The organism is Enterobacter sp. A103, from assembly GCF_034427535.1.
In the GTDB taxonomy this organism is placed as follows: Bacteria; Pseudomonadota; Gammaproteobacteria; order Enterobacterales; family Enterobacteriaceae; genus Enterobacter; species Enterobacter asburiae_B.
The window spans coordinates 1-22488 of record NZ_JAXQPQ010000007.1 but is presented as its reverse complement, the minus strand read 5'-3'; the positions used below and the strand labels follow the sequence as shown (position 1 = coordinate 22488).

At 54.1% G+C, this 22488-nt stretch carries 24 protein-coding genes, 1 rRNA gene and 1 other annotated feature; of the genes, 15 read left to right on the top strand and 10 right to left on the bottom strand.

Annotated features, from left to right (window positions below; genetic code table 11):
* Nucleotides 1–73: 73 nt before the first annotated feature.
* On the top strand, nt 74–667 hold the full coding sequence (gene grpE / locus SPH27_RS17380) for a nucleotide exchange factor GrpE (RefSeq protein WP_023333122.1): 594 nt from the start codon (nt 74–76) through the stop codon (nt 665–667).
* A gap of 51 nt (nt 668–718) precedes the next feature.
* On the opposite strand, the gene SPH27_RS17375 is transcribed toward grpE, so the two are convergent.
* Both SPH27_RS17375 and SPH27_RS17370 read right to left on the bottom strand, forming a co-directional pair.
* Nucleotides 719–2005, bottom strand: a complete 1287-nt coding sequence (locus tag SPH27_RS17375; protein WP_025759264.1) for an HlyC/CorC family transporter — start codon at nt 2003–2005, stop codon at nt 719–721.
* Between the two features lie 19 nt (nt 2006–2024).
* A complete protein-coding gene (locus SPH27_RS17370; RefSeq protein WP_014884879.1) occupies nt 2025–2816 on the bottom strand; it encodes a cytochrome C assembly family protein in 792 nt (263 codons plus the stop codon).
* Between the two features lie 166 nt (nt 2817–2982).
* Between SPH27_RS17370 and ffh the strand changes: the two genes are divergently transcribed.
* The 7 genes from ffh (at nt 2983) to SPH27_RS17335 (ending at nt 8400) form a co-directional block, all read left to right on the top strand.
* Nucleotides 2983–4344 carry a signal recognition particle protein gene (ffh, locus tag SPH27_RS17365; RefSeq protein ID WP_058690865.1) on the top strand — a complete coding sequence of 454 codons (1362 nt, stop codon included), beginning with the start codon at nt 2983–2985 and terminating at the stop codon, nt 4342–4344.
* A 116-nt stretch (nt 4345–4460) separates the two neighbouring features.
* Entirely contained in the window at nt 4461–4709 is a 249-nt protein-coding gene (gene rpsP, locus SPH27_RS17360) for a 30S ribosomal protein S16 (protein WP_003863133.1), read from the top strand.
* A 15-nt stretch (nt 4710–4724) separates the two neighbouring features.
* The gene (gene rimM / locus SPH27_RS17355; protein WP_029741020.1) at nt 4725–5264 is read left to right on the top strand and encodes a ribosome maturation factor RimM; all 540 of its coding nucleotides are present in this window, start codon (nt 4725–4727) and stop codon (nt 5262–5264) included.
* A gap of 31 nt (nt 5265–5295) precedes the next feature.
* On the top strand, nt 5296–6063 hold the full coding sequence (trmD, locus tag SPH27_RS17350; RefSeq protein WP_014832949.1) for a tRNA (guanosine(37)-N1)-methyltransferase TrmD: 768 nt from the start codon (nt 5296–5298) through the stop codon (nt 6061–6063).
* A gap of 43 nt (nt 6064–6106) precedes the next feature.
* Entirely contained in the window at nt 6107–6454 is a 348-nt protein-coding gene (gene rplS, locus SPH27_RS17345) for a 50S ribosomal protein L19 (protein ID WP_002914145.1), read from the top strand.
* A 132-nt stretch (nt 6455–6586) separates the two neighbouring features.
* Nucleotides 6587–6991 carry a DUF2946 domain-containing protein gene (locus SPH27_RS17340; protein WP_094935668.1) on the top strand — a complete coding sequence of 135 codons (405 nt, stop codon included), beginning with the start codon at nt 6587–6589 and terminating at the stop codon, nt 6989–6991.
* A 38-nt stretch (nt 6992–7029) separates the two neighbouring features.
* Nucleotides 7030–8400 carry a PepSY-associated TM helix domain-containing protein gene (locus tag SPH27_RS17335; protein WP_182072862.1) on the top strand — a complete coding sequence of 457 codons (1371 nt, stop codon included), beginning with the start codon at nt 7030–7032 and terminating at the stop codon, nt 8398–8400.
* Nucleotides 8401–8402: 2 nt separating this feature from the next.
* Here SPH27_RS17335 and SPH27_RS17330 read toward each other — a convergent pair whose 3' ends face one another.
* From SPH27_RS17330 to SPH27_RS17315, 4 genes are all read right to left on the bottom strand, one after another.
* Nucleotides 8403–8888, bottom strand: a complete 486-nt coding sequence (locus SPH27_RS17330; RefSeq protein WP_182072863.1) for an OmpA family protein — start codon at nt 8886–8888, stop codon at nt 8403–8405.
* A gap of 12 nt (nt 8889–8900) precedes the next feature.
* Complete coding sequence (gene dgcN / locus SPH27_RS17325; protein WP_029741024.1) at nt 8901–10121, bottom strand: diguanylate cyclase DgcN; 1221 nt, start codon at nt 10119–10121, stop codon at nt 8901–8903.
* Entirely contained in the window at nt 10114–10650 is a 537-nt protein-coding gene (locus SPH27_RS17320) for a YfiR family protein (protein ID WP_033146572.1), read from the bottom strand. Before SPH27_RS17320 ends, dgcN begins: the two co-directional genes overlap by 8 nt.
* Nucleotides 10651–10802: 152 nt before the next feature.
* Nucleotides 10803–11177 (bottom strand): DUF2799 domain-containing protein, encoded by a 375-nt coding sequence (locus SPH27_RS17315; protein WP_047059300.1) that lies wholly within the window; start codon nt 11175–11177, stop codon nt 10803–10805.
* A gap of 214 nt (nt 11178–11391) precedes the next feature.
* On the opposite strand from SPH27_RS17315, the gene aroF reads away from it, so the two are divergent.
* Genes aroF through SPH27_RS17300 form a run of 3 tightly spaced genes read left to right on the top strand, consistent with a single transcriptional unit; the run spans nt 11392 to nt 14527 of the window.
* Nucleotides 11392–12462: a 3-deoxy-7-phosphoheptulonate synthase AroF gene (gene aroF, locus SPH27_RS17310; RefSeq protein ID WP_033146251.1), complete on the top strand. Its 1071-nt coding sequence runs from the start codon at nt 11392–11394 to the stop codon at nt 12460–12462.
* A 10-nt stretch (nt 12463–12472) separates the two neighbouring features.
* The gene (gene tyrA / locus SPH27_RS17305; RefSeq protein WP_033146250.1) at nt 12473–13594 is read left to right on the top strand and encodes a bifunctional chorismate mutase/prephenate dehydrogenase; all 1122 of its coding nucleotides are present in this window, start codon (nt 12473–12475) and stop codon (nt 13592–13594) included.
* Nucleotides 13595–13654: 60 nt separating this feature from the next.
* Nucleotides 13655–14527, top strand: a complete 873-nt coding sequence (locus SPH27_RS17300) for an SMP-30/gluconolactonase/LRE family protein (protein WP_182072864.1) — start codon at nt 13655–13657, stop codon at nt 14525–14527.
* Here SPH27_RS17300 and pheA read toward each other — a convergent pair.
* The 4 genes from pheA to bamD form a co-directional block, all read right to left on the bottom strand.
* Nucleotides 14524–15684, bottom strand: coding sequence for a bifunctional chorismate mutase/prephenate dehydratase (gene pheA, locus SPH27_RS17295; RefSeq protein ID WP_048979764.1), 1161 nt, complete (start codon nt 15682–15684; stop codon nt 14524–14526). The genes SPH27_RS17300 and pheA overlap by 4 nt on opposite strands.
* Before the next feature lie 30 nt (nt 15685–15714).
* Nucleotides 15715–15840 (bottom strand) — a sequence feature (Phe leader region).
* Complete coding sequence (gene pheL / locus SPH27_RS17290; protein ID WP_100249759.1) at nt 15792–15839, bottom strand: pheA operon leader peptide PheL; 48 nt, start codon at nt 15837–15839, stop codon at nt 15792–15794. It overlaps the preceding feature by 48 nt.
* 110 nt (nt 15841–15950) lie before the next feature.
* A complete protein-coding gene (gene raiA / locus SPH27_RS17285; RefSeq protein WP_003863162.1) occupies nt 15951–16292 on the bottom strand; it encodes a ribosome-associated translation inhibitor RaiA in 342 nt (113 codons plus the stop codon).
* Between the two features lie 268 nt (nt 16293–16560).
* The gene (gene bamD / locus SPH27_RS17280) at nt 16561–17298 is read right to left on the bottom strand and encodes an outer membrane protein assembly factor BamD (protein ID WP_023308867.1); all 738 of its coding nucleotides are present in this window, start codon (nt 17296–17298) and stop codon (nt 16561–16563) included.
* A 131-nt stretch (nt 17299–17429) separates the two neighbouring features.
* Between bamD and rluD the strand changes: the two genes are divergently transcribed.
* From rluD to SPH27_RS17260, 4 genes are all read left to right on the top strand, one after another.
* On the top strand, nt 17430–18410 hold the full coding sequence (gene rluD / locus SPH27_RS17275; RefSeq protein ID WP_023308866.1) for a 23S rRNA pseudouridine(1911/1915/1917) synthase RluD: 981 nt from the start codon (nt 17430–17432) through the stop codon (nt 18408–18410).
* The gene (yfiH, locus tag SPH27_RS17270) at nt 18407–19138 is read left to right on the top strand and encodes a purine nucleoside phosphorylase YfiH (protein WP_069303189.1); all 732 of its coding nucleotides are present in this window, start codon (nt 18407–18409) and stop codon (nt 19136–19138) included. Before rluD ends, yfiH begins: the two co-directional genes overlap by 4 nt.
* A 129-nt stretch (nt 19139–19267) precedes the next feature.
* Nucleotides 19268–21841: an ATP-dependent chaperone ClpB gene (gene clpB / locus SPH27_RS17265; RefSeq protein ID WP_023308864.1), complete on the top strand. Its 2574-nt coding sequence runs from the start codon at nt 19268–19270 to the stop codon at nt 21839–21841.
* A gap of 428 nt (nt 21842–22269) precedes the next feature.
* Nucleotides 22270–22488 (top strand): 16S ribosomal RNA (locus tag SPH27_RS17260); the annotation flags it as partial.

Below are 22488 nucleotides of genomic sequence, written 5' to 3'. Positions count from 1 at the left end.
CTTGAATCCCGGAAACTGATCCCCATAATAAGCGAAGTTAGCGAGATGAATGCAGAAAAACGCGGAGAAATTCATGAGTAGTAAAGAACAGAAAACGCCTGAGGGGCAAGCCCCTGAAGAAATTATCACGGAACAGCACGATGAAGTTGAGGCTGTAGAGCCAGACGCATCTGCTGAGCAGGTGGACCCGCGCGATGAAAAAATTGCGAATCTGGAAGCCCAGCTGGTAGAAGCACAGAATCGCGAACGCGATGGTGTTCTGCGCATCAAGGCGGAAATGGAAAACCTGCGTCGTCGTACCGAGCAGGACGTTGAGAAGGCGCATAAATTTGCGCTGGAGAAATTCGTCAACGAACTGCTGCCGGTAATCGATAGCCTCGATCGCGCGCTGGAAGTGGCTGACAAAGCGAATCCGGACAACGCGGCGATGATCGAAGGTATTGAACTGACGCTGAAATCCATGCTCGACGTGGTGCGTAAGTTTGGCGTGGAAGTGATTGCCGATACCAACGTACCGCTGGATCCAAACGTCCACCAGGCGATTGCAATGGTGGAGTCAGAAGAGGTGGAAGCCGGTAAAGTGCTGGGCGTGATGCAGAAAGGTTACACCCTGAACGGCCGTACCATTCGCGCTGCGATGGTGACCGTGGCGAAAGCGAAAGCGTAATTTGCCATTCGTAGTGCCGGGTGGCGGTTTCGCCTTACCCGGCCTACAGCCTTACTCAGCGATACTTTCGCGCAGGGGTTTTACGGGCAGGACTTTCACCTGCTTAATCATATTGTCCTGCACGTCCAGGATATCAATATCGTACTGCTCAATGCGCACCCGCGTGCCCGCCGCCGGGATCTCTTCCAGCGCTTCCAGAATCATCCCGTTAATCGTACGAGCCTCATCTTCCGGTAAATGCCAGTTAAAGGCTTTGTTGAGTTCGCGAATGTTCGCGCTACCGTCAATCAGCACCGAGCCGTCGTTTTGTGGGGTGACCTCTTCCGCGAGGGAAGGCGACATTGACGTAGTAAAGTCCCCGACAATCTCTTCCAGAATATCTTCGACCGTCACCAGCCCCTGAATGTCGCCGTACTCATTGACCACCAGGCCGACTTTTTTCTTGTTGCGCTGGAATTTCACCAGCTGCGTGCTGAGCGGCGTTCCTTCCGGCACGTAGTAAATCTCGTCGGCGGCGCGCAGCATCACCTCTTTGGTGAACTCTTTTTTCTCGGTCATCAGACGGTAGGCTTCGCGCACGCGCAGCATGCTGATGGCGTCATCCAGCGAATCGCGATACAGCACAATGCGCCCGTGCGGGGAGTGCGTCAGCTGGCGGACGATGGCTTTCCAGTCGTCATTAATGTCGATACCGACGATTTCGTTACGCGGCACCATAATGTCGTTGACGCTCACCTTTTCCAGATCCAGCACTGACAGCAGCATGTCCTGATTGCGCCGGGAGATCTGCGAGCGGGATTCATTCACGATGGTGCGCAGCTCCTCTTTGCTGAGCGCGCTGCTGATGGTGACATCGGCTTTGATTCCTACCATCCGCATCAGTACGCGCGTCACCATGTTCAGCAGCCAGACCAGGGGCATCATCAGGATCTGCAGCGGTGCCAGCAGGAAGCTGCTCGGGTAGGCGACTTTCTCCGGGTAAAGCGCGGCGATGGTTTTCGGCAGCACTTCGGCAAACACCAGCACCACGAACGTCAGCACGCCGGTGGCAATCGCCACCCCGGCGTTGCCGTACAGGCGCATCCCAACGATGGTGCCGAGGGCGGAGGCCAGAATGTTGACAAGGTTGTTGCCGATGAGCACCAGGCTTATCAGGCGATCCGGCTTGCGAAGCAGTTTTTCAACGCGACGAGCGGCACGGTTACCCTGTTTAGCACGATGACGTAACCGGTAGCGGTTTAAGGTCATCATGCCGGTTTCCGAGCCGGAGAAATAGGCGGAGATGACCACCATGACGATCAGGATAACGATCAGCGTGGTGGTAGAAATGTGTTCCAGGGGGAACTCCTTTTGTTACTTAGCCAGCAAATTGCTGTATGAAGCGGCTGCCAAAATAGGCAAGGGTGAGAATGCCCGCACCCGCGACGTTGAACCAGACCACGCGACGACCGCGCCAGCCTTCATGATAATGGCCCCATAACAGGACAATATAGACAAACCACGCGATGATGGAGAGCACCGCTTTATCGATATTCTCCACGCTGAACAGGTTCTTCATGTAAAACAGGCCCGTGCAGAGCGTCAGCGTCAGCAGCACAACGCCCACCTGGGTGATGTGGAACATCTTACGCTCAATGACCATCAGCGGCGGCATCTCATGGTTAAACGCCAGCTTTTTGTTTTTCAGCTGATAGTCAATCCAGGCGAGCTGCATGGCGTAAAGCGCGGCGATGATCAGCGTCGCGTAGGCAAAGAGCGACAGGCCGATATGCACCAGCATCCCCGGCGTCGCCTCCAGATGCGTAATGAATTCATTAGGCATAAAGGTGGCGAGGGCCAGATTGATCAGCGCGAAGGTATAGACAATCGGCAGCAGCAGCCAGCCGCGATTTTTAGACGCGACGATGGTCATTACCGTGCAGATCATCAGGCTGACCAGCGAGCCGACGTTAAGGACGCTCAGGTTTTGCACGCTGCCGTCGCCGGGAATGATGCGTGATTCCAGCGCAAACGCGTGGCTGATCAGTGCGATCACCGCGGAAAGAATAGCCATGCGCCGCCAGCCGCTGTTTTTTTGCAGCAGGCCGGGAACGATCAGCGCGAGGCTGACAGAGTAGGCAACAAGGGCGATCAGTGCGAAAACAGGCATATAGGCATCGACAGTTGTCTTAATAAGAAAGAGAAGCAGTATAACGTTACGTGACGCCTGCTCCAACCGTTGCATAACAACAAAGGCGCCTTCATGTTATACTCCGGCAAAATTCTGTGTATGTGTCGCCCATGGCGGCCCAACGTTTCTACTCAGGCGAGAGACAATGTTTGATAATTTAACCGATCGTTTGTCGCGCACGCTGCGCAACATCAGCGGCCGCGGACGCCTTACTGAAGAGAACATCAAGGAAACGCTGCGCGAAGTGCGCATGGCGCTGCTGGAAGCAGACGTCGCGTTGCCGGTTGTTCGTGATTTTATCAACCGCGTAAAAGAGAAGGCGGTTGGTCATGAAGTTAACAAGAGCCTGACCCCGGGCCAGGAATTCGTCAAAATCGTTCGTAATGAACTGGTTTTGGCGATGGGCGAAGAGAACCAGGTGCTTAACCTGGCGGCTCAGCCGCCGGCCGTGGTGCTGATGGCGGGCCTGCAGGGTGCAGGTAAAACGACCAGCGTCGGTAAGCTGGGTAAATTCCTGCGTGAAAAGCACAAGAAGAAAGTGCTGGTGGTCTCTGCGGACGTCTATCGCCCGGCGGCGATCAAACAGCTGGAAACTCTGGCCGAACAGGTCGGCGTAGATTTCTTCCCGTCCGACGTGGCGCAGAAGCCTGTCGACATCGTTAACGCGGCGCTGAAAGAAGCGAAGCTGAAATTCTACGACGTGCTGCTGGTGGATACCGCCGGTCGTCTACACGTTGACGAAGCGATGATGGACGAGATCAAGCAGGTACATGCCTCTATCAACCCGGTAGAGACCCTGTTCGTTGTCGATGCCATGACCGGTCAGGATGCGGCGAATACCGCGAAAGCGTTTAACGAAGCGCTGCCGCTAACCGGCGTGGTGCTGACCAAAGTGGACGGTGACGCCCGCGGCGGTGCGGCGCTCTCCATTCGTCACATCACCGGTAAGCCGATTAAATTCCTCGGCGTGGGCGAGAAAACTGAAGCGCTCGAGCCGTTCCACCCGGATCGTATTGCCTCCCGTATCCTCGGCATGGGCGACGTGCTGTCGCTGATCGAAGATATCGAGAGCAAGGTTGACCGCGCGCAGGCCGAGAAGCTTGCCAGCAAGCTGAAAAAAGGCGACGGTTTCGATCTCACCGATTTCCTTGAGCAGCTGCGTCAGATGAAAAACATGGGCGGCATGGCCAGCCTGATGGGCAAACTGCCGGGCATGGGCCAGATCCCTGACAACGTGAAAGCTCAGATGGATGACAAGGTGCTGGTGCGTATGGAGGCGATCATCAACTCGATGACCCTCAAAGAGCGCGCTAACCCGGATATCATCAAAGGTTCCCGTAAACGCCGTATCGCAGCCGGTTGCGGCATGCAGGTGCAGGACGTTAACCGCCTTCTTAAACAGTTCGACGACATGCAGCGAATGATGAAGAAAATGAAGAAAGGTGGCATGGCGAAGATGATGCGCGGCATGAAAGGCATGATGCCACCCGGTTTTCCAGGGCGTTAATCGCTTTTGAGATTGCTTTTTGCCCGAAAATGAGTAAAATTTTCGGGCTTTTAATATGACACCCGGGCTCCGTTCCTCGATGGGGCCCGGTTGTTTTATTCACACAAGAGGATGTTATGGTAACTATTCGTTTAGCTCGTCACGGCGCTAAAAAGCGTCCGTTCTACCAGGTTGTTGTGACTGACAGCCGTAATGCACGCAACGGTCGCTTCATCGAGCGCGTTGGTTTCTTCAACCCACTGGCCGCTGGCGCAGAAGAAGAAACTCGTCTGGATCTGGATCGTATCGCTCACTGGGTTGGCCAGGGCGCTACTGTTTCCGATCGCGTTGCTACGCTGATCAAAGCAGCAAACAAAGCAGCTTAATCTGTCACGGTGGTCATGATGAGCAATAAAGCACCTGTTGAACCGATCGTATTGGGAAAAATGGGTTCTTGCTACGGTATCCGTGGTTGGCTCAGAGTGTTTTCCTCCACTGAAGACGCTGATAGCATTTTTGATTACCAGCCCTGGTTTATCCAGAAAGGCGGTAAGTGGGAAGAGGTCGAGCTGGAAAGCTGGCGTCACCACAATCAGGACATCATCATCAAGCTGAAAGGCGTTGACGATCGTGATGCTGCGAATGCGCTGACTAATTGTGAAATTGTCGTGGATTCGTCGCAGTTGCCACAGCTGGAAGAGGGCGACTACTACTGGAAAGACCTTATGGGTTGCCAGGTAGTCACTACCGAAGGCTACAGCCTGGGGAAAGTCATCGATATGATGGAAACCGGGTCAAATGACGTTCTCGTCATTAAGGCAAACCTGAAAGATGCATTTGGCATCAAGGAGCGGTTGGTTCCGTTCCTCGATGGACAGGTTATCAAGAAAGTCGATCTCACTACTCAAACCATTGAAGTAGATTGGGATCCTGGTTTTTAAATTCTCCGGATAAACGGTAAAAGACGGCGCTATGTGGATTGGCATAATTAGCCTGTTTCCTGAAATGTTCCGCGCGATTACCGATTACGGGGTAACTGGCCGGGCAGTAAAGAATGGCCTGCTGAGCATCCAGAGCTGGAGTCCTCGTGACTTTACTCATGACCGGCACCGTACCGTGGACGATCGTCCTTACGGCGGCGGACCGGGGATGCTAATGATGGTGCAACCCTTACGGGACGCCATTCACACAGCAAAAGCCGCGGCAGGTGAAGGCGCAAAGGTGATTTATCTGTCACCTCAGGGACGCAAGCTTGATCAAGCGGGCGTGAGCGAACTGGCGACGAATCAAAAGCTGATTCTGGTCTGTGGGCGCTACGAAGGAATAGATGAGCGCGTAATTCAAACCGAGATTGACGAAGAATGGTCTATCGGCGATTACGTTCTCAGCGGTGGTGAGTTACCCGCAATGACGCTGATTGACTCCGTCGCCCGGTTCATTCCGGGGGTTCTGGGCCATGAAGCTTCGGCAACGGAAGATTCCTTTGCCGATGGGTTGCTGGACTGTCCACACTATACTCGTCCTGAAGTGTTAGAAGGGATGGAAGTACCGGCAGTGTTACTGTCTGGAAACCATGCCGAGATACGTCGCTGGCGTTTGAAGCAGTCGCTGGGCCGAACCTGGCTTAGAAGACCTGAACTTCTGGAAAACCTGGCTCTGACTGAAGAGCAAGCAAAGTTGCTGGCCGAGTTCAAAACTGAACACGCGCACCAGCAGCATGAACATGATGGGAATGCGTAATACGCTCCCGAATATCAGTTTACCCAGGATAAGAGATTAAATTATGAGCAACATTATTAAGCAACTTGAACAAGAGCAGATGAAGCAGGACGTACCTTCCTTCCGTCCAGGTGACACCGTGGAAGTGAAAGTATGGGTTGTTGAAGGTTCCAAAAAACGTCTGCAGGCATTCGAGGGCGTGGTTATCGCTATTCGTAACCGCGGTCTGCACTCTGCATTCACTGTTCGTAAAATTTCCAACGGCGAAGGCGTTGAGCGTGTCTTCCAGACTCACTCTCCGGTAGTTGACAGCATTGCTGTTAAACGTCGTGGTGCTGTACGTAAAGCTAAACTGTACTACCTGCGTGAGCGTACTGGTAAGTCTGCTCGTATTAAAGAGCGTCTGAACTAAGATTCGCTTAAGCGACATCCTGTTAGAAAGGGCTGGCCGAAAGGCTGGCCCTTTTTTTATCCCTGCGCACCTCTCGCGTTAACCCTTTTGTCATAAATCATTTACAATGCTTGCCTCTTGAAAGGAGGAGAAGTGGATAACGTACTGCATCAGCCTAACCGGAAACGTGCAGCGGCATTGACCGCGCTGTTTGCGATCCTGCTGATCGTGGTGGCGCCGCTTATCTCCGTCTCCTTGCAGAAAGATCCCATGAGCGCGATGCCGGGCATGCATCATGACATGAGCATGATGTCGATGGACGAGCATCAGGGCGATATGCCGCATACGATGCCTGTCGACCATGCGGAAGCGTGCGGCTACTGCGTGCTGTTAGCGCATGTCCCTGGCGTGATGCTGGCGCTGATCGTCCTGCTCAGCGCGGTATTACAGAGGCTTCGCATTAAGCCGCCGCGCCAGGCGGTCAGCCACTGGCACTTTTTCCCCTGGCTTTACCCTGATACCCGCGCGCCGCCGCGGCAGTCTGCTTTTTCCCTTTAAAACTAAATCGATAACTTTTTGCCTTAAAAAGGAAAAGTATGACTACCTGCACTCCGCGCGCGGCATGGGGAAACCTGCTGCGTCGCCTCCATTTCTACGTCGGGCTTTTTGTTGGTCCGTTTATCTTCTTTGCCGCGCTGACCGGTACGCTGTATGTGGCGACCCCGCAGCTGGAGAATGCGCTCTACCGGCACGCGCTCCACACGAATTCCGTAGGCGAGTTGCAGCCGCTGGCGGAACAAATTGCCGTGGCGGAAAAAAACGTTGGATCAGATGTGCATTTGCACGCCGTGCGTCCCGGGCTGGCTGAAGGCGAAACCACCCGCGTGATGTTTGCTGACCCGACGCTTGGGCCATCGGAGAACCGGGCTATTTTTATTGATCCGGTAAGCCTGGCGGTGCTGGGAGATATGACGGTATACGGCACCAGCGGGATTTTACCGCTGCGTCAGACCATTGATTATCTGCATACCTCTTTGATGCTGGGCGACGTGGGGCGGCTCTACAGCGAGCTTGCCGCCTCCTGGATGTGGGTTGCCGCGCTGGGCGGTGCTGCCCTGTGGTTTTATACCCGGCCCAAACGGCGAATCAATAATCGCTTCCAGAATCGTCGTCGGATGCACGTGACGCTGGGCTGGAGTCTGCTGGGCGGAATGCTGTTGTTCTCAGCAACCGGCCTGACCTGGTCCCAGTGGGCTGGCGGGAACGTTGATAAGCTGCGGGCAGAGATGAACTGGCTTACCCCGCAGGTGAACACGATGCTTTCCGGTCAACAGAAGATCGTGGATGAGCACGCCGAACACCGAGGCCATCACGGCGGAATGATGATGCCGGAAATGGCGATGGATCTGACGCAGTTTGACGGAGTATTAAGCGCGGCCCGTAACGCGGGAATTGATGCCAACAGGCTGGAGATCCGCCCGGCAAAAACGGCGGATCGCGCCTGGACCGTGACGGAAATCGATCGTAGCTGGCCGACCCAGGTGGACGCCGTTGCAGTTGATCCTTCTACGATGCAGGTCCTGGACAGAACCCGATTCGAGGATTTCCCGTTAATGGCAAAACTGACCCGCTGGGGCGTGGATTTCCATATGGGGATCTTATTCGGGCTGGTGAATCAGCTGCTGCTGGTGGCGTTCGGCCTCGCCCTGTGCGTGCTCATCGTCTGGGGTTACCGGATGTGGTGGATGCGTCGTCCTGCACGGTCGGCCGTGGATCCGGTGCAGACGCTTTGCCAGAGCTGGCTGGCGCTGTCAGGATGGGGAAGAGGCGTTACGGTGGTAATCAGCATACTGCTGGGACTCGCCTTGCCGGTCATGGGCGTGAGTCTGACGCTGTTTGTTGTGGTGGACTGGCTGCGCTGGCGAGCGGCAACCAGGGTGACGCTCGCAGAATCATCCGCTAAATAACTCTATGGCGTGCTGATCACCACTGCGACGCGGCGGTTTTCAGCGCGCCCTTGCGGAGTGCTGTTGCTCGCAACCGGGTATTTTTGACCTACCCCCCGCGTGGTGAGATTGCTGCGCGGGATATTTGCCCCCTTCGCCCAGGCATCGGCCACGGCATTGGCGCGTTTTAACGACAGCGCTTCGTTGTAGCTTTCTTCACCGTAGTTATCCGTGTGACCGTCCATTCGCGCGTGGTTCAGGCCGGTTTCCGCCAGGCGAGAGGCCATGGACTGGATCTGCGTTTCACTTTCCGGGCGCAGTCTGGCGTCATTTTTATCAAACAGGATGGTGTCCGACATGCCAAGCGACCAGTCACCGTTCAGTTCGTTAAAACCGTAAGACTTCATCGCCGAAATTTGCTCAGGAGTGAATTTGCCTTCCGGGGGCGACTGACAGCCTGCCAGAACCAGTGAGGCCAGAACTATCGGCGCGAAGTAACGTTTTAACATAGTGTATCCTTTCTAACTTGTTGTTTTCGTACGCTGGTTTTTCACCTGATACATGTTGCGGTCAGCCCTCTCCAGTAATGCTTCCACGGAAGCATTTTCCCACGCCAGAGCAAAGCCAATGCTGAGTGACATCGATGCTTTTTGTCCGTTATGAAGATCAAACGGACGGATAAACTGCTGCGATAGCGCAGCACAAATGTGTTGAACCTCGAGCTCAGAGTGTACGCCGTACAGCACCATGGCGAATTCGTCACCGCCAAGGCGGTATGCCTGGTGACGTTTGTCGCCAAACTCCATCATCCTGCTGGCGACTTCTATCAGCACGCAGTCACCTGCCGCGTGTCCCCAGGTGTCGTTAATAAACTTGAAATTATCACCGTCGAGGAAGAGCAGGGCCGAGTTTGTTTTGGCTGAAGGGTCGTTCATTAAGGCTGCAATGCTGTTACGAAACGCCGCGCGGTTGGCAAGACCGGTGAGCGGGTCGTGCATGGCGGTACGCAGCAGCTGGGCATTTTTCGCCTGAAGCTTCAGTTGCCACTCCTCCATCTCATCCAGAAGGCTGTTGAAGTCCTCACCAAACTGGTGAAACTCTTCAATACGGCCGTCTTTCACCCGGCGGGAGAAGTTGCGGTTAGTACGAACGTCATGCACCACGTCAGTGATGTTTTGCAGGGCCGTGACCATACCATGGTGTAAAGACTGGGTAATGGTGAGCGCGACGACGGTTGCAAAGAGAATACAGCCGGTCAGAACGGCAAACGACATCCAGATGAAATGGCCGATCAGGCTGTCACGCGCGGTCAGGCGAATTTCGCCGATCGTTGCGCCGTTATGCATGATGGGCTGCGCAACCGGTACGGGGAAAAGCCAGCGGCTGACCAGTGCGCCCAGCGTGTCGTTGTTGTCCTCCGGGTTCCAGGACCAGTAGGCAAACCGCTTTTTATGCGCGTTAATAACCTCGGCCACGGCAAACTGCCCCTGTTTGCCCAGCGCAGCCAGCGTTTCGTTGGCCGCCAGCGAGTCGTTGAACACCAGCGAGGCTTCCAGGCTGTGGCTCATTGTTGCGCCGGTTAATTCGAGATTCTTTTGCGCGTATTGTTTTAACGTCACGACGGAAGCAAAACAGAGCAGCAGCCATATTAGCGTCATCGTGATGATGACGCTTATCATGCTGTTTCGCCTCAACGTTCTTTTAAACGTCGGACGTGGCGTTGAAGTGAAATCTTTATCCATGCTGCTTATTCCGTGCAAGCATTAATACATCCGGATTGACTCTTACGCCACTGCGCGTCAATGCATCCAGATTGACGGCGAACCGTACCTGGCCGCGATCGATTATCAGGCAAAAGGCACTGCCAATTACACATTCCGGATTTTGCTCTGAGATTAATAGCAACGCTCTGCCCTGATATTGACTTATTAATTCAAGTTGTTTTGCCGGTGATTCAGACCCGAAATAGATCGCATCGCACGTCGCGGCCAGGGCTTCCTGATCGTTACGTACAATAACGGGAGTATAAGGTAACTCGCTATGCCCCTCATCGCCGCTGAGGGCGTGCGTATAGTGCGAAGTGGCGTAGACGCAGAGTTTGGGCTGACCGGAAAGTGACGGCCATCGCGTATAGCTCACGATGCCTGAGACAATCGAGCGTACCGATTTATCCGTTTCCGTAAGCGTGCCTGCCGCCGCAGGGCCCACCATAAGGAACAGCATTATCACCAGAGTGAGTCGGAAAAAAGAGATCAAGAATAAATTTCTCACCAGAATCCGCCACATCGCTCTGGAAATAGATGTCCTTAAGAGTTGCGGGCAGAATACCATTGTTTATCAGGGCCGTCATTATGTCAGAAATAGCATGAGGCCGACCTAAGCTAAATCCTACTGTTGTTTATTTTCCGGTGGATAAAAATAGATTAATTCAGTCTGCTGGAGCGCATACTTTCATCCATCCCTTGCTGCCATGACGCACGCAGTTTTGCCGCGTTTTCGGCTGTATCGCAACTGGCAGGGAAAGATTTGCCTGCTAATCCCCAGGCGTGAATAAACCCTTCTTCGCAGACTTTCTTCTGACCATCAGCATAGCCGCGAAGATATTCACTACGATCAACGTGTGTGTCGTTAAAGCTATCGGCCAGGGTCTGGTTATCTTTAACCGGCAGGCCATTCATGGCGTCTTCTTTACCTGCATCAAACCAGGATGGGCTGGTCCAGTCTGGCTGGAAGGTGTAAGGATTGATCTGACAGCCCGTTAAAAACAGCGACAACAGCGCGAGAGCAATTGAACGCATAGCCATTCTCCTTTTTTCTTCAGCATAGCCTGGCTAAAGAAAATCTGTCTGTAATTTAAAGTTTACATTTTTATCGGCTGATTTTTGCAATAAATTGGCTTGTGTAAACTAATGTGTACGTATTTTGGATTGAAATGTTTACTTTTTATGGTATCGTGGTTTCACCTCATTGAGGAATACAACTATCGCAAACGAGCTTTACAGGATCGCCATCATGCAAAAAGACGCGCTGAACAACGTACATATCACTGACGAACAGGTGTTAATCACTCCGGATCAACTGAAAGCGGAATTTCCGCTGAGCGTCGCGCAGGAGGCTCAGATCGAGCACTCTCGCCAGACCATTTCTGACATTATCGCCGGCCGCGATCCGCGCCTGCTGGTGGTATGCGGTCCTTGCTCCATTCACGATCCTGAAACCGCCATTGAATATGCTCGTCGATTTAAAGCGTTAGCGGAGGAGGTCAGCGATAGCCTCTATCTGGTGATGCGCGTCTATTTTGAGAAGCCACGTACGACCGTTGGCTGGAAAGGGTTGATTAACGATCCGCACATGGATGGCTCGTTTGATGTGGAAGCAGGCCTGAAGATTGCGCGTCGCCTGCTGGTGGAGCTGGTCAGCATGGGGCTGCCGCTGGCAACCGAAGCGCTGGACCCGAACAGCCCGCAGTACCTGGGCGATCTGTTCAGCTGGTCGGCGATTGGCGCGCGTACCACGGAATCGCAAACCCACCGCGAGATGGCGTCTGGCCTGTCAATGCCGGTTGGCTTTAAAAACGGTACCGATGGCAGCCTGGCGACGGCGATCAACGCCATGCGCGCTGCTGCGATGCCGCACCGTTTCGTTGGTATCAACCAGGCGGGCCAGGTCTGCCTCCTGCAAACGCAGGGTAACCCGGACGGCCATGTGATCCTGCGCGGCGGGAAAGCACCTAACTACAGCCCGGCGGACGTGGCGCAGTGTGAAAAAGAGATGGAGCAGGCGGGACTGCGCCCGGCACTGATGGTAGATTGCAGTCATGGTAATTCAAATAAAGATTACCGTCGCCAGCCTGCGGTTGCGGAATCCGTGGTCGCACAGATCAAAGATGGCAACCGTTCGATTATCGGTCTGATGATTGAGAGCAATATTCATGAAGGCAATCAGTCATCGGAACAACCGCGCAGTGCAATGAAGCACGGCGTCTCCGTGACGGATGCCTGCATCAGCTGGGAAACCACCGATGCGCTGCTGCGTGAGATCCACAAAGATTTGAAAGGCCAGCTGGCGACGCGTCTGGCTTAAGAGGTTAGTTATGGTTGCTGAATTGACCGCACTGCGCGATCAAATTGATGAAGTGGATAAGGCGCTGCTGGACCTGCTGGCGCGCCGCATGGCGCTGGTTGCCGAAGTCGGTGAGGTGAAAAGCAAATACGGCCTGCCAATTTACGTTCCGGAGCGCGAAGCCTCAATGCTGGCTTCTCGTCGCAAAGAGGCCCAGGCGCTGGGCGTTTCGCCGGATTTAATTGAAGATGTTCTGCGTCGCGTGATGCGGGAATCCTATTCCAGCGAAAACGACAAGGGCTTCAAAACCCTCTGTCCGTCCCTGAGGCCGGTGGTGATTGTCGGCGGGGCAGGACAGATGGGGCGTCTGTTTGAAAAAATGCTGACGCTTTCGGGCTATCAGGTGCGCATTCTGGAAAAAGAGGACTGGGCGCATGCTCCGGAACTCATGAAAGATGCCGGGATGGTTATCGTCAGCGTGCCGATCCACGTGACGGAGCAGATCATCGGGAAGCTTCCTGCTTTACCGAAAGATTGTATCCTGGTGGATTTGGCCTCCGTCAAAAATGGTCCGCTGCAGGCGATGCTGGCTGCGCATACGGGCCCGGTGCTGGGTCTGCACCCGATGTTTGGCCCGGACAGCGGCAGCCTGGCTAAGCAGGTGGTGGTTTACTGCGACGGTCGTCAGCCGGAAGCCTATCAGTGGTTCCTGGAACAGATTCAGGTATGGGGCGCGCGACTGCACCGCATCAGCGCGGTCGAGCACGATCAGAACATGGCGTTCATTCAGGCGCTGCGCCACTTTGCGACGTTTGCCTACGGTCTGCATCTGGCGGAAGAGAACGTGCAGCTTGAACAGCTGCTGGCGCTCTCTTCACCTATCTATCGTCTGGAGCTGGCGATGGTCGGGCGTCTGTTTGCTCAGGATCCGCAGCTTTACGCGGACATTATTATGTCCTCCGAGAACAATCTGGCGCTCATCAAGCGCTACTATCAGCGCTTTGGCGAAGCCATTACGCTGCTGGAGCACGGAGACAAGCAGGCGTTTATCGACAGTTTCCGCAAGGTTGAGCACTGGTTTGGCGATTACGCGCAGCGTTTCCAGAGTGAGAGCCGGACGCTGTTGCGCCAGGCAAATGACAGTCGCCAGTAATGCGATGATGTATATACTGAAAGCCAGCAATGCTGGCTTTTTTTATTTTGGGGAACTGTCATGGCCGAACCGCAGCTGCTGTTGAATTACACCGGGCATCTGCCTGAGTGCCCGACGTGGAGCGCAGTAGAGCATGCGCTCTACTGGGCCGATATTCTGGAAGGGGAGATCCACCGCTACCATCTGCCGACGGCAGAACACACCGTACTCTCTTTCCATGAGGAGGTGGGCTGTTTCGCGCTGCGCGAGCAGGGTGGTTTTATCGTTGCGATGCGAACGGGTATCTGGCTGACCGATAAACACGGCCTGCTGCGCCGCAAGGTGTGCGATAACCCCTCTAACCCACAGCTCGCACGCTTTAACGACGGCGGCACCGATTCTCTGGGGCGATTCTACGCGGGCACGTATTGGGGGCCGGGAGATTACAACGGTGCCCTGCTGATGCGCATCGACAACGACCTGACGCCGAAAGTGATCCAGTGTGATATTCACGGCCACAACGGCTTAGCGTTTAGCCCGGATAAGCAGTGGATGTTTACCTCAGACACGCCAAACGGCGTAATTTACCGTACGCCGCTTGATGAGAAGGGCGAACCCGGCAGACGTGAGGTGTTTCGTCAGTTTAAAGAGGGCGAAGGGATACCGGACGGCGCGGCCATGGATGTGGAAGGCTGCTACTGGAGCGCGCTGTTTGACGGCTGGCGTATTGCGCGTTTTTCTCCGCAAGGGGAGCAGCTGGAGGAATATCGCATGCCGGTGCGTTGCCCGACGATGGTCTGCTTTGGCGGCGATGACATGAAAACGCTGTTTATTACCACCACGCGGGAAAATATGGACGCAGACGAGGTGGCGAAGTATCCGTTCTCCGGCGCTATCTTCACCCTGCCGGTGAACGTGGCAGGGATGAAGAAAAGCCGCTTTATCGAACGTTAAGCCGGGTCAACCGGGACCACGTTTTCGCTCGGATAGCAGCCCAGCACTTTCATGGAACGCGTGATCTCGCCCAGTTCGCGCAGGGCCTTCTGCATGGAAGCAGACTCCAGGTTGGCCTGGATATCGAGGTAGAACATCTCTTCCCACGGGTTACCGTGGATTGGGCGTGATTCCAGCCTGGTCATGATCAGGTTGTGGTTACGCAGCACCAGCAGGGCTTCAACCAGCGCCCCGGCCTGTTGGCCGGTCGCCATCAGCAGCGTGGTTTTCGCTGGCACCTGGTCTGACACATTGATTGCCTTGCGGGCCAGCACCACGAAGCGGGTGATATTTTGCGTCTGGTTCGCCAGATTGCGTTCCAGCACCTGTAAACCATACAGCGCCCCGCCTGCTTCGCTGCCGAGCGCGGCGACGGTTGGGGTGTTAGCCTGCGCCACTTTTTCCATCGCCGCCGAGGTGCTTTCGGTGTACTCAATTTTCCAGCTCGGATAGCGGTTCAGGAACTGGCTGCACTGCTGGAACGGCTGTGGATGACTGTAAACCGTTTCGATCTTGCTCAGGTCGGTTGAGCCAGAGACCAGCACGCAGTGATCGATAGGGATCGTCAGCTCGCCAACCAGCGACAGGCTGGTGTGTTGCAGCAAATCGTAAACGTCGTTGATGGCGCCGGAGCTGGTGTTTTCAATAGGTACGACGGCGTAATCCGCCTGGCCGGTCTCAACCTGATTAAAAATGTCGGCAAACTTCGCGCAGCCGCTCTCAATAAATTCTTCGAAATGGCGTGCGGCATACTGACGTGCGGCCAGGTGAGAATAAGATCCCTTCGGACCGAGGAAGGCGATACGCGCAGAGTGTGGATTGGTTTTGTTCAGATGCTGCTGGAGCAGCGCTTGCTGAGTGAGAACGGAGTCTTCGATGATGAGCTGGAACAACCGGGTAATGTAGTGGGCATCGAGGTGATGCGCTTTGCCGAGCTGAATGAGACGTTCCAGCAGATCGCGCTCGCGGTCGATATCACGGACCGGGCGATGGGAGTCCAGCTTGGCTTTGCCCACTTCAACGGCAAGCGCGCGGCGTTCGGCCAGCAGCGCCAGCAGTTTCTCATCCAGCGCGCTGATTTTTACTCGCAGATCCAGTAACGGGTTTTCCGGTGTCATAGTGTTGCCTGTCTCATTTTATCGTTATCAATAAAAAAGGCCCCCCGGTGTGGGAGGCCTTGTTGTTCGTCTTCGCATTCTTTATCACACGACGAAACGCCTCCCGTTCAGGGGAAGGTAAAAAAGAATGCGAAGAAGAACGGCGTAAGTTTCATAAAGTCATCCTGTGATTGATACCGTTAAAGTACCCGTACTGTTTTCACCCTGTCAATAAAAAACAAAAAACGCGCCCGAAGGCGCGTTGGCGGTACACTCAATTTAAAGGATTACTCTTCTTCAACTTCTTCCGCGAAGCTGGCGTCTTTCACCGATGTTGCGGCGCGACGGGCTTCACCTTTGTGTTGCACTTTATTGAGCTGCCGTTCCAGCTTGTTGATCAAATCGTTAATTGCTGTGTACATATCCTCATGTTTTGCGCTGGCGACCAGATGGCCGTTTGGAGTATTGATAGTTGCGTCAGCGATGAAACCCTGCGGCTCCTTGGACAGGATGATATGTGGATTAATCAAATGAGTTTGCCATTTATCCAGTTTGGCGAGACGGTCTGCGACGTGCTGGCGGATTGCCGGAGTAATTTCCATTTGTTTACTGGTAATGTTCATTGTCATAAATTTTACCTCTTGTCTTTCCGTCTTGGTGATTCCAGCATACCCGACCTAATGTCAAAATGTGTGATTTAGATCACGTTATTTTGTCGGTTTTTGTCAGGGAATCTTTTTTGTGAGGCAGGGCAGGAAGAGGTGAGATTTACCTTGTCGAAGGCAAAAATTGGGGCCATAGTTGACTGGATGTGTTGAGGCTTAAGCGCTTCAGCGACGCGCTAAAATGAATAAAAAAACGGCAGCCTTCGGGCTGCCGTTTTGCATTGAGGCAATATCAGGTGTTGCTGCTGTTCGCGGCGATGATTTTCGCCACTTTTTCAGCCTGAGCGGTCATCTGCATCTGACGGTAAGCATTTTCCATCAGCTTCAGGCCGTCGCGCGTTGCCTGAGTATCCGGATAATCACGCAGCATACCTTCTACGCGGTTAACCACGGCAACCCATGCGCCACGACGGGTATAGTATTCCGCTACGGAGTATTCATATTTCGCCAGACGATCTTTCAGGAACACCAGACGTTTGGTCGCGTCGGTCACGTACTGACTGTTCGGATAGCCGCGCACCAGCTTGGAGAAGTCATTGAAGGCATCACGCGCATGCTGCGGGTCACGGTCAGAACGATCCACGCCGAAGAAGCCCTGCAGCGCACTGTCGTCCAGCGCCATGTTGGTGAGGCCGCGCATGTACATCACATAGTCGATGTTAGGATGAGTCGGGTTCAGACGCATGAAACGATCGATAGTTGCCTGAGCCAGCGGCAGGTCGGCATTTTTATAGTATGCGTAGATGAGATCTAACTGTACCTGCTGCGAATATGGACCAAATGGATAGCGATTATCCAACGCTTCCAGTTGCGTTATCGCCTGTTTCCAGTTACCGTCCTGCAACTTTTGTTGTGCAGTCGCATAGATTTCATTCGGCGGATTGTCAGGGACCTGTTCATTTGAACCGGAGCAGCCCACCAAAGCCAGGCTCAACGTGGCCGCTGCCACCAGATATTTCATGCGCGTCATGACGTTTTGACTTTCCTCAAATGTTTGTCCGGGAGAAACTCTGTTCCTGCTCCCGATTAAGACCAGCTACAATAGCACACTATATTAAACGGCAAAGCCGTAAAACCCAACGTTAAACGAAGAAGCAGTTTATGGCACAACGAGTAGAACTCACCGCAACAGTCTCCGAAAATCAGCTCGGTCAACGCTTAGATCAGGCTTTGGCCGAATTGTTCCCTGATTATTCGCGTTCACGCATAAAAGAATGGATCCTTGACCAGCGCGTGCTGGTAAACGGCAAGATCTGGGACAAACCAAAAGAGAAAGTGTTAGGTGGGGAAGCTGTCGCCATCAATGCTGAAATCGAAGAGGAAATCCGCTTCGAGCCGCAGGATATCCCACTGGACATCGTCTATGAAGATGATGACATTCTGGTGATCAACAAGCCGCGCGACCTGGTTGTTCATCCGGGCGCGGGGAACCCTGACGGTACGGTACTTAACGCACTTCTCCATTATTATCCGCCGATCGCGGATGTTCCGCGCGCGGGCATCGTGCACCGTCTGGATAAAGACACCACCGGTTTGATGGTGGTGGCGAAGACCGTTCCTGCTCAAACCCGTCTGGTGGAATCGCTGCAGCTGCGCGAAATCACCCGCGAGTATGAAGCGGTAGCCATTGGGCATATGACCTCTGGCGGAACGGTGGAAGAGCCAATCAGCCGTCACCCAACCAAACGTACCCATATGTCGGTGCATCCGATGGGTAAACCGGCGGTGACACACTATCGCATTATGGAGCACTTCCGTATTCATACGCGCCTGCGTCTGCGTCTGGAAACCGGACGTACTCACCAGATCCGCGTGCATATGGCCCACATTACCCATCCGCTGGTAGGGGATCAGGTATACGGTGGCCGCCCGCGTCCGCCTAAAGGCGCATCGGACGAGTTCATCAGCGTATTGCGTAAATTCGATCGTCAGGCGCTGCATGCAACTATGCTGCGTCTTTACCACCCTATCACCGGTATTCAGATGGAATGGCATGCGCCTATCCCGCAGGATATGGTGGACCTTATTGACGCCATGCGTGCTGATTTCGAAGAACATAAGGATCAAGTGGACTGGTTATGACCAAACTGATTGTCCCGGAGTGGCCATTGCCTGCAGGCGTGGCCGCCTGCAGTTCAACCCGTATTGGCGGTGTTAGCCAGGGCGCGTGGGAGTCTTTGAACCTCGGTGCGCACTGTGGCGACAACCTGGAACATGTTGAAGAGAACCGCCGACGTCTGTTTGCTGCGGGGAACTTGCCGTCGAAACCGGTCTGGCTGGAACAGGTTCATGGTAACGCAGTGCTGAAGTTGACGGGAGAACCCTATGCTTCTAAACGCGCTGATGCCTCTTACAGTAATACTCCGGGAACCGTTTGTGCCGTGATGACCGCCGATTGTCTGCCGGTTCTGTTCTGTAACCGTGCAGGTACCGAGGTGGCTGCAGCACACGCGGGCTGGCGTGGTCTGTGTGAAGGCGTGCTCGAAGAAACTATCGCCTGCTTTAGCGATGAGCCAGCCAATATTATGGCCTGGCTTGGCCCGGCCATTGGTCCTCGCGCTTTCGAAGTGGGGCCAGAGGTTCGCGAAGCCTTTATGGAAAAAGATCCGCAAGCGGTTGAAGCCTTCCTGCCTTCGGGGGATAAATATCTGGCTGATATTTACCAGCTCGCCCGCCAGCGTCTAAATAACGTTGGCGTGATGCAGATCTTCGGCGGCGATCGCTGCACATTCACCGAAAAGGGTGATTTTTTCTCCTATCGTCGCGACAAGACCACGGGGCGTATGGCAAGTTTCATTTGGCTGATATAACCTAAAGAATCAAGACGATCCGGTACGTGCCGTTTTCTTTTCACATAATTCAGGTCATTAACCTTGAATAATTGAGGGATGACCTCATTTAATCTCCAGTAGCAAATTTGACCTGTTATGGGAGGAGTTATGCGTCTGGATCGTCTTACTAATAAATTCCAGCTTGCTCTCGCCGATGCCCAGTCCCTCGCACTGGGGCACGACAACCAGTTTATCGAACCTCTTCATTTAATGAGCGCCTTGCTGAATCAGGAAGGGGGATCGGTACGCCCTTTATTAACGTCCGCTGGCATTAATGCTGGCCAGTTACGCACCGCTATCGATCAGGCGCTGAGCCGTTTACCGCAGGTAGAAGGTACCGGCGGCGACGTTCAGCCGTCTCAGGATTTGGTGCGCGTGCTTAACCTTTGCGACAAGCTGGCGCAAAAACGTGGGGACAACTTTATTTCGTCAGAGCTGTTTGTTCTGGCGGCGCTTGAATCACGCGGTACCTTGACCGACCTGCTGAAATCTGCCGGTGCGACCACCGCCAATGTGACTCAGGCGATTGAGAAAATGCGCGGAGGTGAAAGCGTGAACGATCAGGGAGCCGAAGACCAACGTCAGGCTTTGAAGAAATTTACGGTCGATCTGACCGAGCGTGCTGAACAGGGCAAACTTGATCCGGTTATCGGCCGTGACGAAGAAATCCGCCGTACGATTCAGGTACTGCAGCGTCGTACCAAGAACAACCCGGTGCTGATTGGTGAACCGGGTGTCGGTAAAACCGCCATCGTTGAAGGGCTGGCGCAGCGTATCGTCAACGGCGAAGTGCCGGAAGGCCTGAAAGGCCGCCGCGTACTGGCGCTGGATATGGGCGCGCTGGTGGCCGGTGCGAAATACCGCGGTGAGTTTGAGGAGCGTCTGAAAGGCGTGCTTAACGACCTGGCGAAGCAGGAAGGGAACGTTATCCTGTTTATCGACGAACTGCACACTATGGTCGGTGCGGGTAAAGCGGACGGCGCGATGGATGCCGGGAACATGCTGAAACCTGCGCTGGCGCGCGGTGAACTTCACTGCGTCGGTGCCACCACGCTCGACGAGTACCGTCAGTACATTGAGAAAGATGCTGCTCTGGAACGTCGTTTCCAGAAAGTGTTTGTTGCTGAGCCAAGCGTTGAAGATACCATCGCGATCCTGCGTGGTTTGAAGGAACGCTATGAACTGCACCACCACGTGCAGATCACTGACCCGGCTATCGTTGCGGCAGCGACGCTTTCGCATCGTTATATTGCTGACCGTCAGCTACCGGATAAAGCGATCGACCTTATTGATGAAGCGGCTTCGAGCATTCGTATGCAGATTGACTCGAAACCGGAAGAGCTGGACAGGCTCGACCGACGCATCATTCAGCTCAAGCTGGAACAGCAGGCGCTGAAGAAAGAGTCTGATGAAGCCAGTAAGAAACGCCTGGATATGCTCAATGAAGAACTGGACGATAAAGAGCGCCAGTATTCTGAGCTGGAAGAAGAGTGGAAAGCCGAGAAAGCATCCCTTTCCGGCACTCAGACCATTAAAGCTGAACTCGAACAGGCCAAAATTGCCATTGAGCAGGCTCGCCGTGTCGGCGATCTAGCGCGGATGTCTGAACTGCAGTACGGCAAAATTCCTGAGCTGGAAAAACAGCTTGAGATAGCGACGCAGTCAGAAGGGAAAACGATGCGTCTGTTACGTAATAAAGTGACGGATGCGGAAATCGCGGAAGTGCTTGCTCGCTGGACCGGTATTCCGGTGGCGCGCATGCTGGAAGGCGAGCGTGAAAAACTGCTGCGCATGGAGCAAGATCTACACAATCGGGTGATTGGCCAGAACGAAGCGGTTGAAGCGGTTTCGAACGCTATTCGTCGTAGTCGTGCAGGGCTGTCCGATCCAAACCGTCCGATTGGTTCGTTCCTGTTCCTGGGGCCGACGGGGGTCGGTAAAACCGAGCTGTGTAAAGCGCTGGCTAACTTTATGTTCGACAGCGACGATGCGATGGTGCGTATCGACATGTCCGAGTTTATGGAGAAACACTCCGTCTCACGTCTGGTCGGCGCGCCTCCTGGATACGTTGGTTATGAAGAAGGGGGATATCTGACGGAAGCCGTTCGCCGTCGCCCTTATTCCGTCATCCTGCTGGATGAGGTGGAAAAAGCGCACCCGGATGTGTTCAACATTCTGCTTCAGGTGCTGGATGATGGCCGTCTGACCGACGGGCAGGGGAGAACGGTCGACTTCCGTAATACGGTTGTCATCATGACCTCGAACCTGGGTTCCGATTTGATTCAGGAACGTTTCGGTGAACTGGACTATAGCCATATGAAGGATCTGGTGCTCGGTGTCGTGAGCCATAACTTCCGTCCGGAGTTCATCAACCGTATTGATGAAGTGGTGGTATTCCATCCTCTGGGTGAGAAACACATTGCGTCGATTGCGCAGATCCAGCTGCAGCGTCTGTACAAACGTCTGGAAGAGCGTGGATATGAAATTCACATCTCCGACGAGGCGCTGAAGCTGTTGAGCGAGAATGGTTACGATCCGGTGTACGGTGCGCGTCCATTGAAACGTGCTATCCAGCAGCAGATCGAAAACCCGCTGGCGCAGCAGATCCTCTCCGGAGAGTTGATTCCGGGCAAAGTTATTCGTCTGGAAGCCAACGACGATCGTATTGTGGCAGTGCAGTAAGTCACAAAACGCAAAAACGAGCCGCTTGCGGCTCGTTTTTGTTTAAAAACCAGGCGAAAATTGAGGTCTGGAGTAAGACTTGCCTGGAAAGTGAGCAGTCAGTAAATAAATGTCACTTTATCCTTGCAGCTTCGGAATTACTCCCTATAATGCGCCTCCACTGACACGGAACAACGGCGCACACGCCGCCGGGTCAGCAGAGAATAGCGAAATTAATCACTTGACTCTGAAGCGGGAAAGCGTAATATGCACACCCCGCGCCGCTGCGAAAAGCGAAGCGGCACTGCTCTTTAACAATTTATCAGACAATCTGTGTGGGCACTCAAAGTGACATGGATTCTTAACGTCCTCGGACGAAAAATGAATACCAAGTCTCTGAGTGAACATACGTAATTCATTACGAAGTTTAATTCACGAGCATCAAACTTAAATTGAAGAGTTTGATCATGGCTCAGATTGAACGCTGGCGGCAGGCCTAACACATGCAAGTCGAGCGGTAACACAGGGAGCTTGCTCCTGGGTGACGAGCGGCGGACGGGTGAGTAATGTCTGGGAAACTGCCTGATGGAGGGGGATAACTACTGGAAACGGTAGCTAATACCGCATAACGTCGCAAGACCAAAGAGGGGGACCTTCGGGCCTCTTGC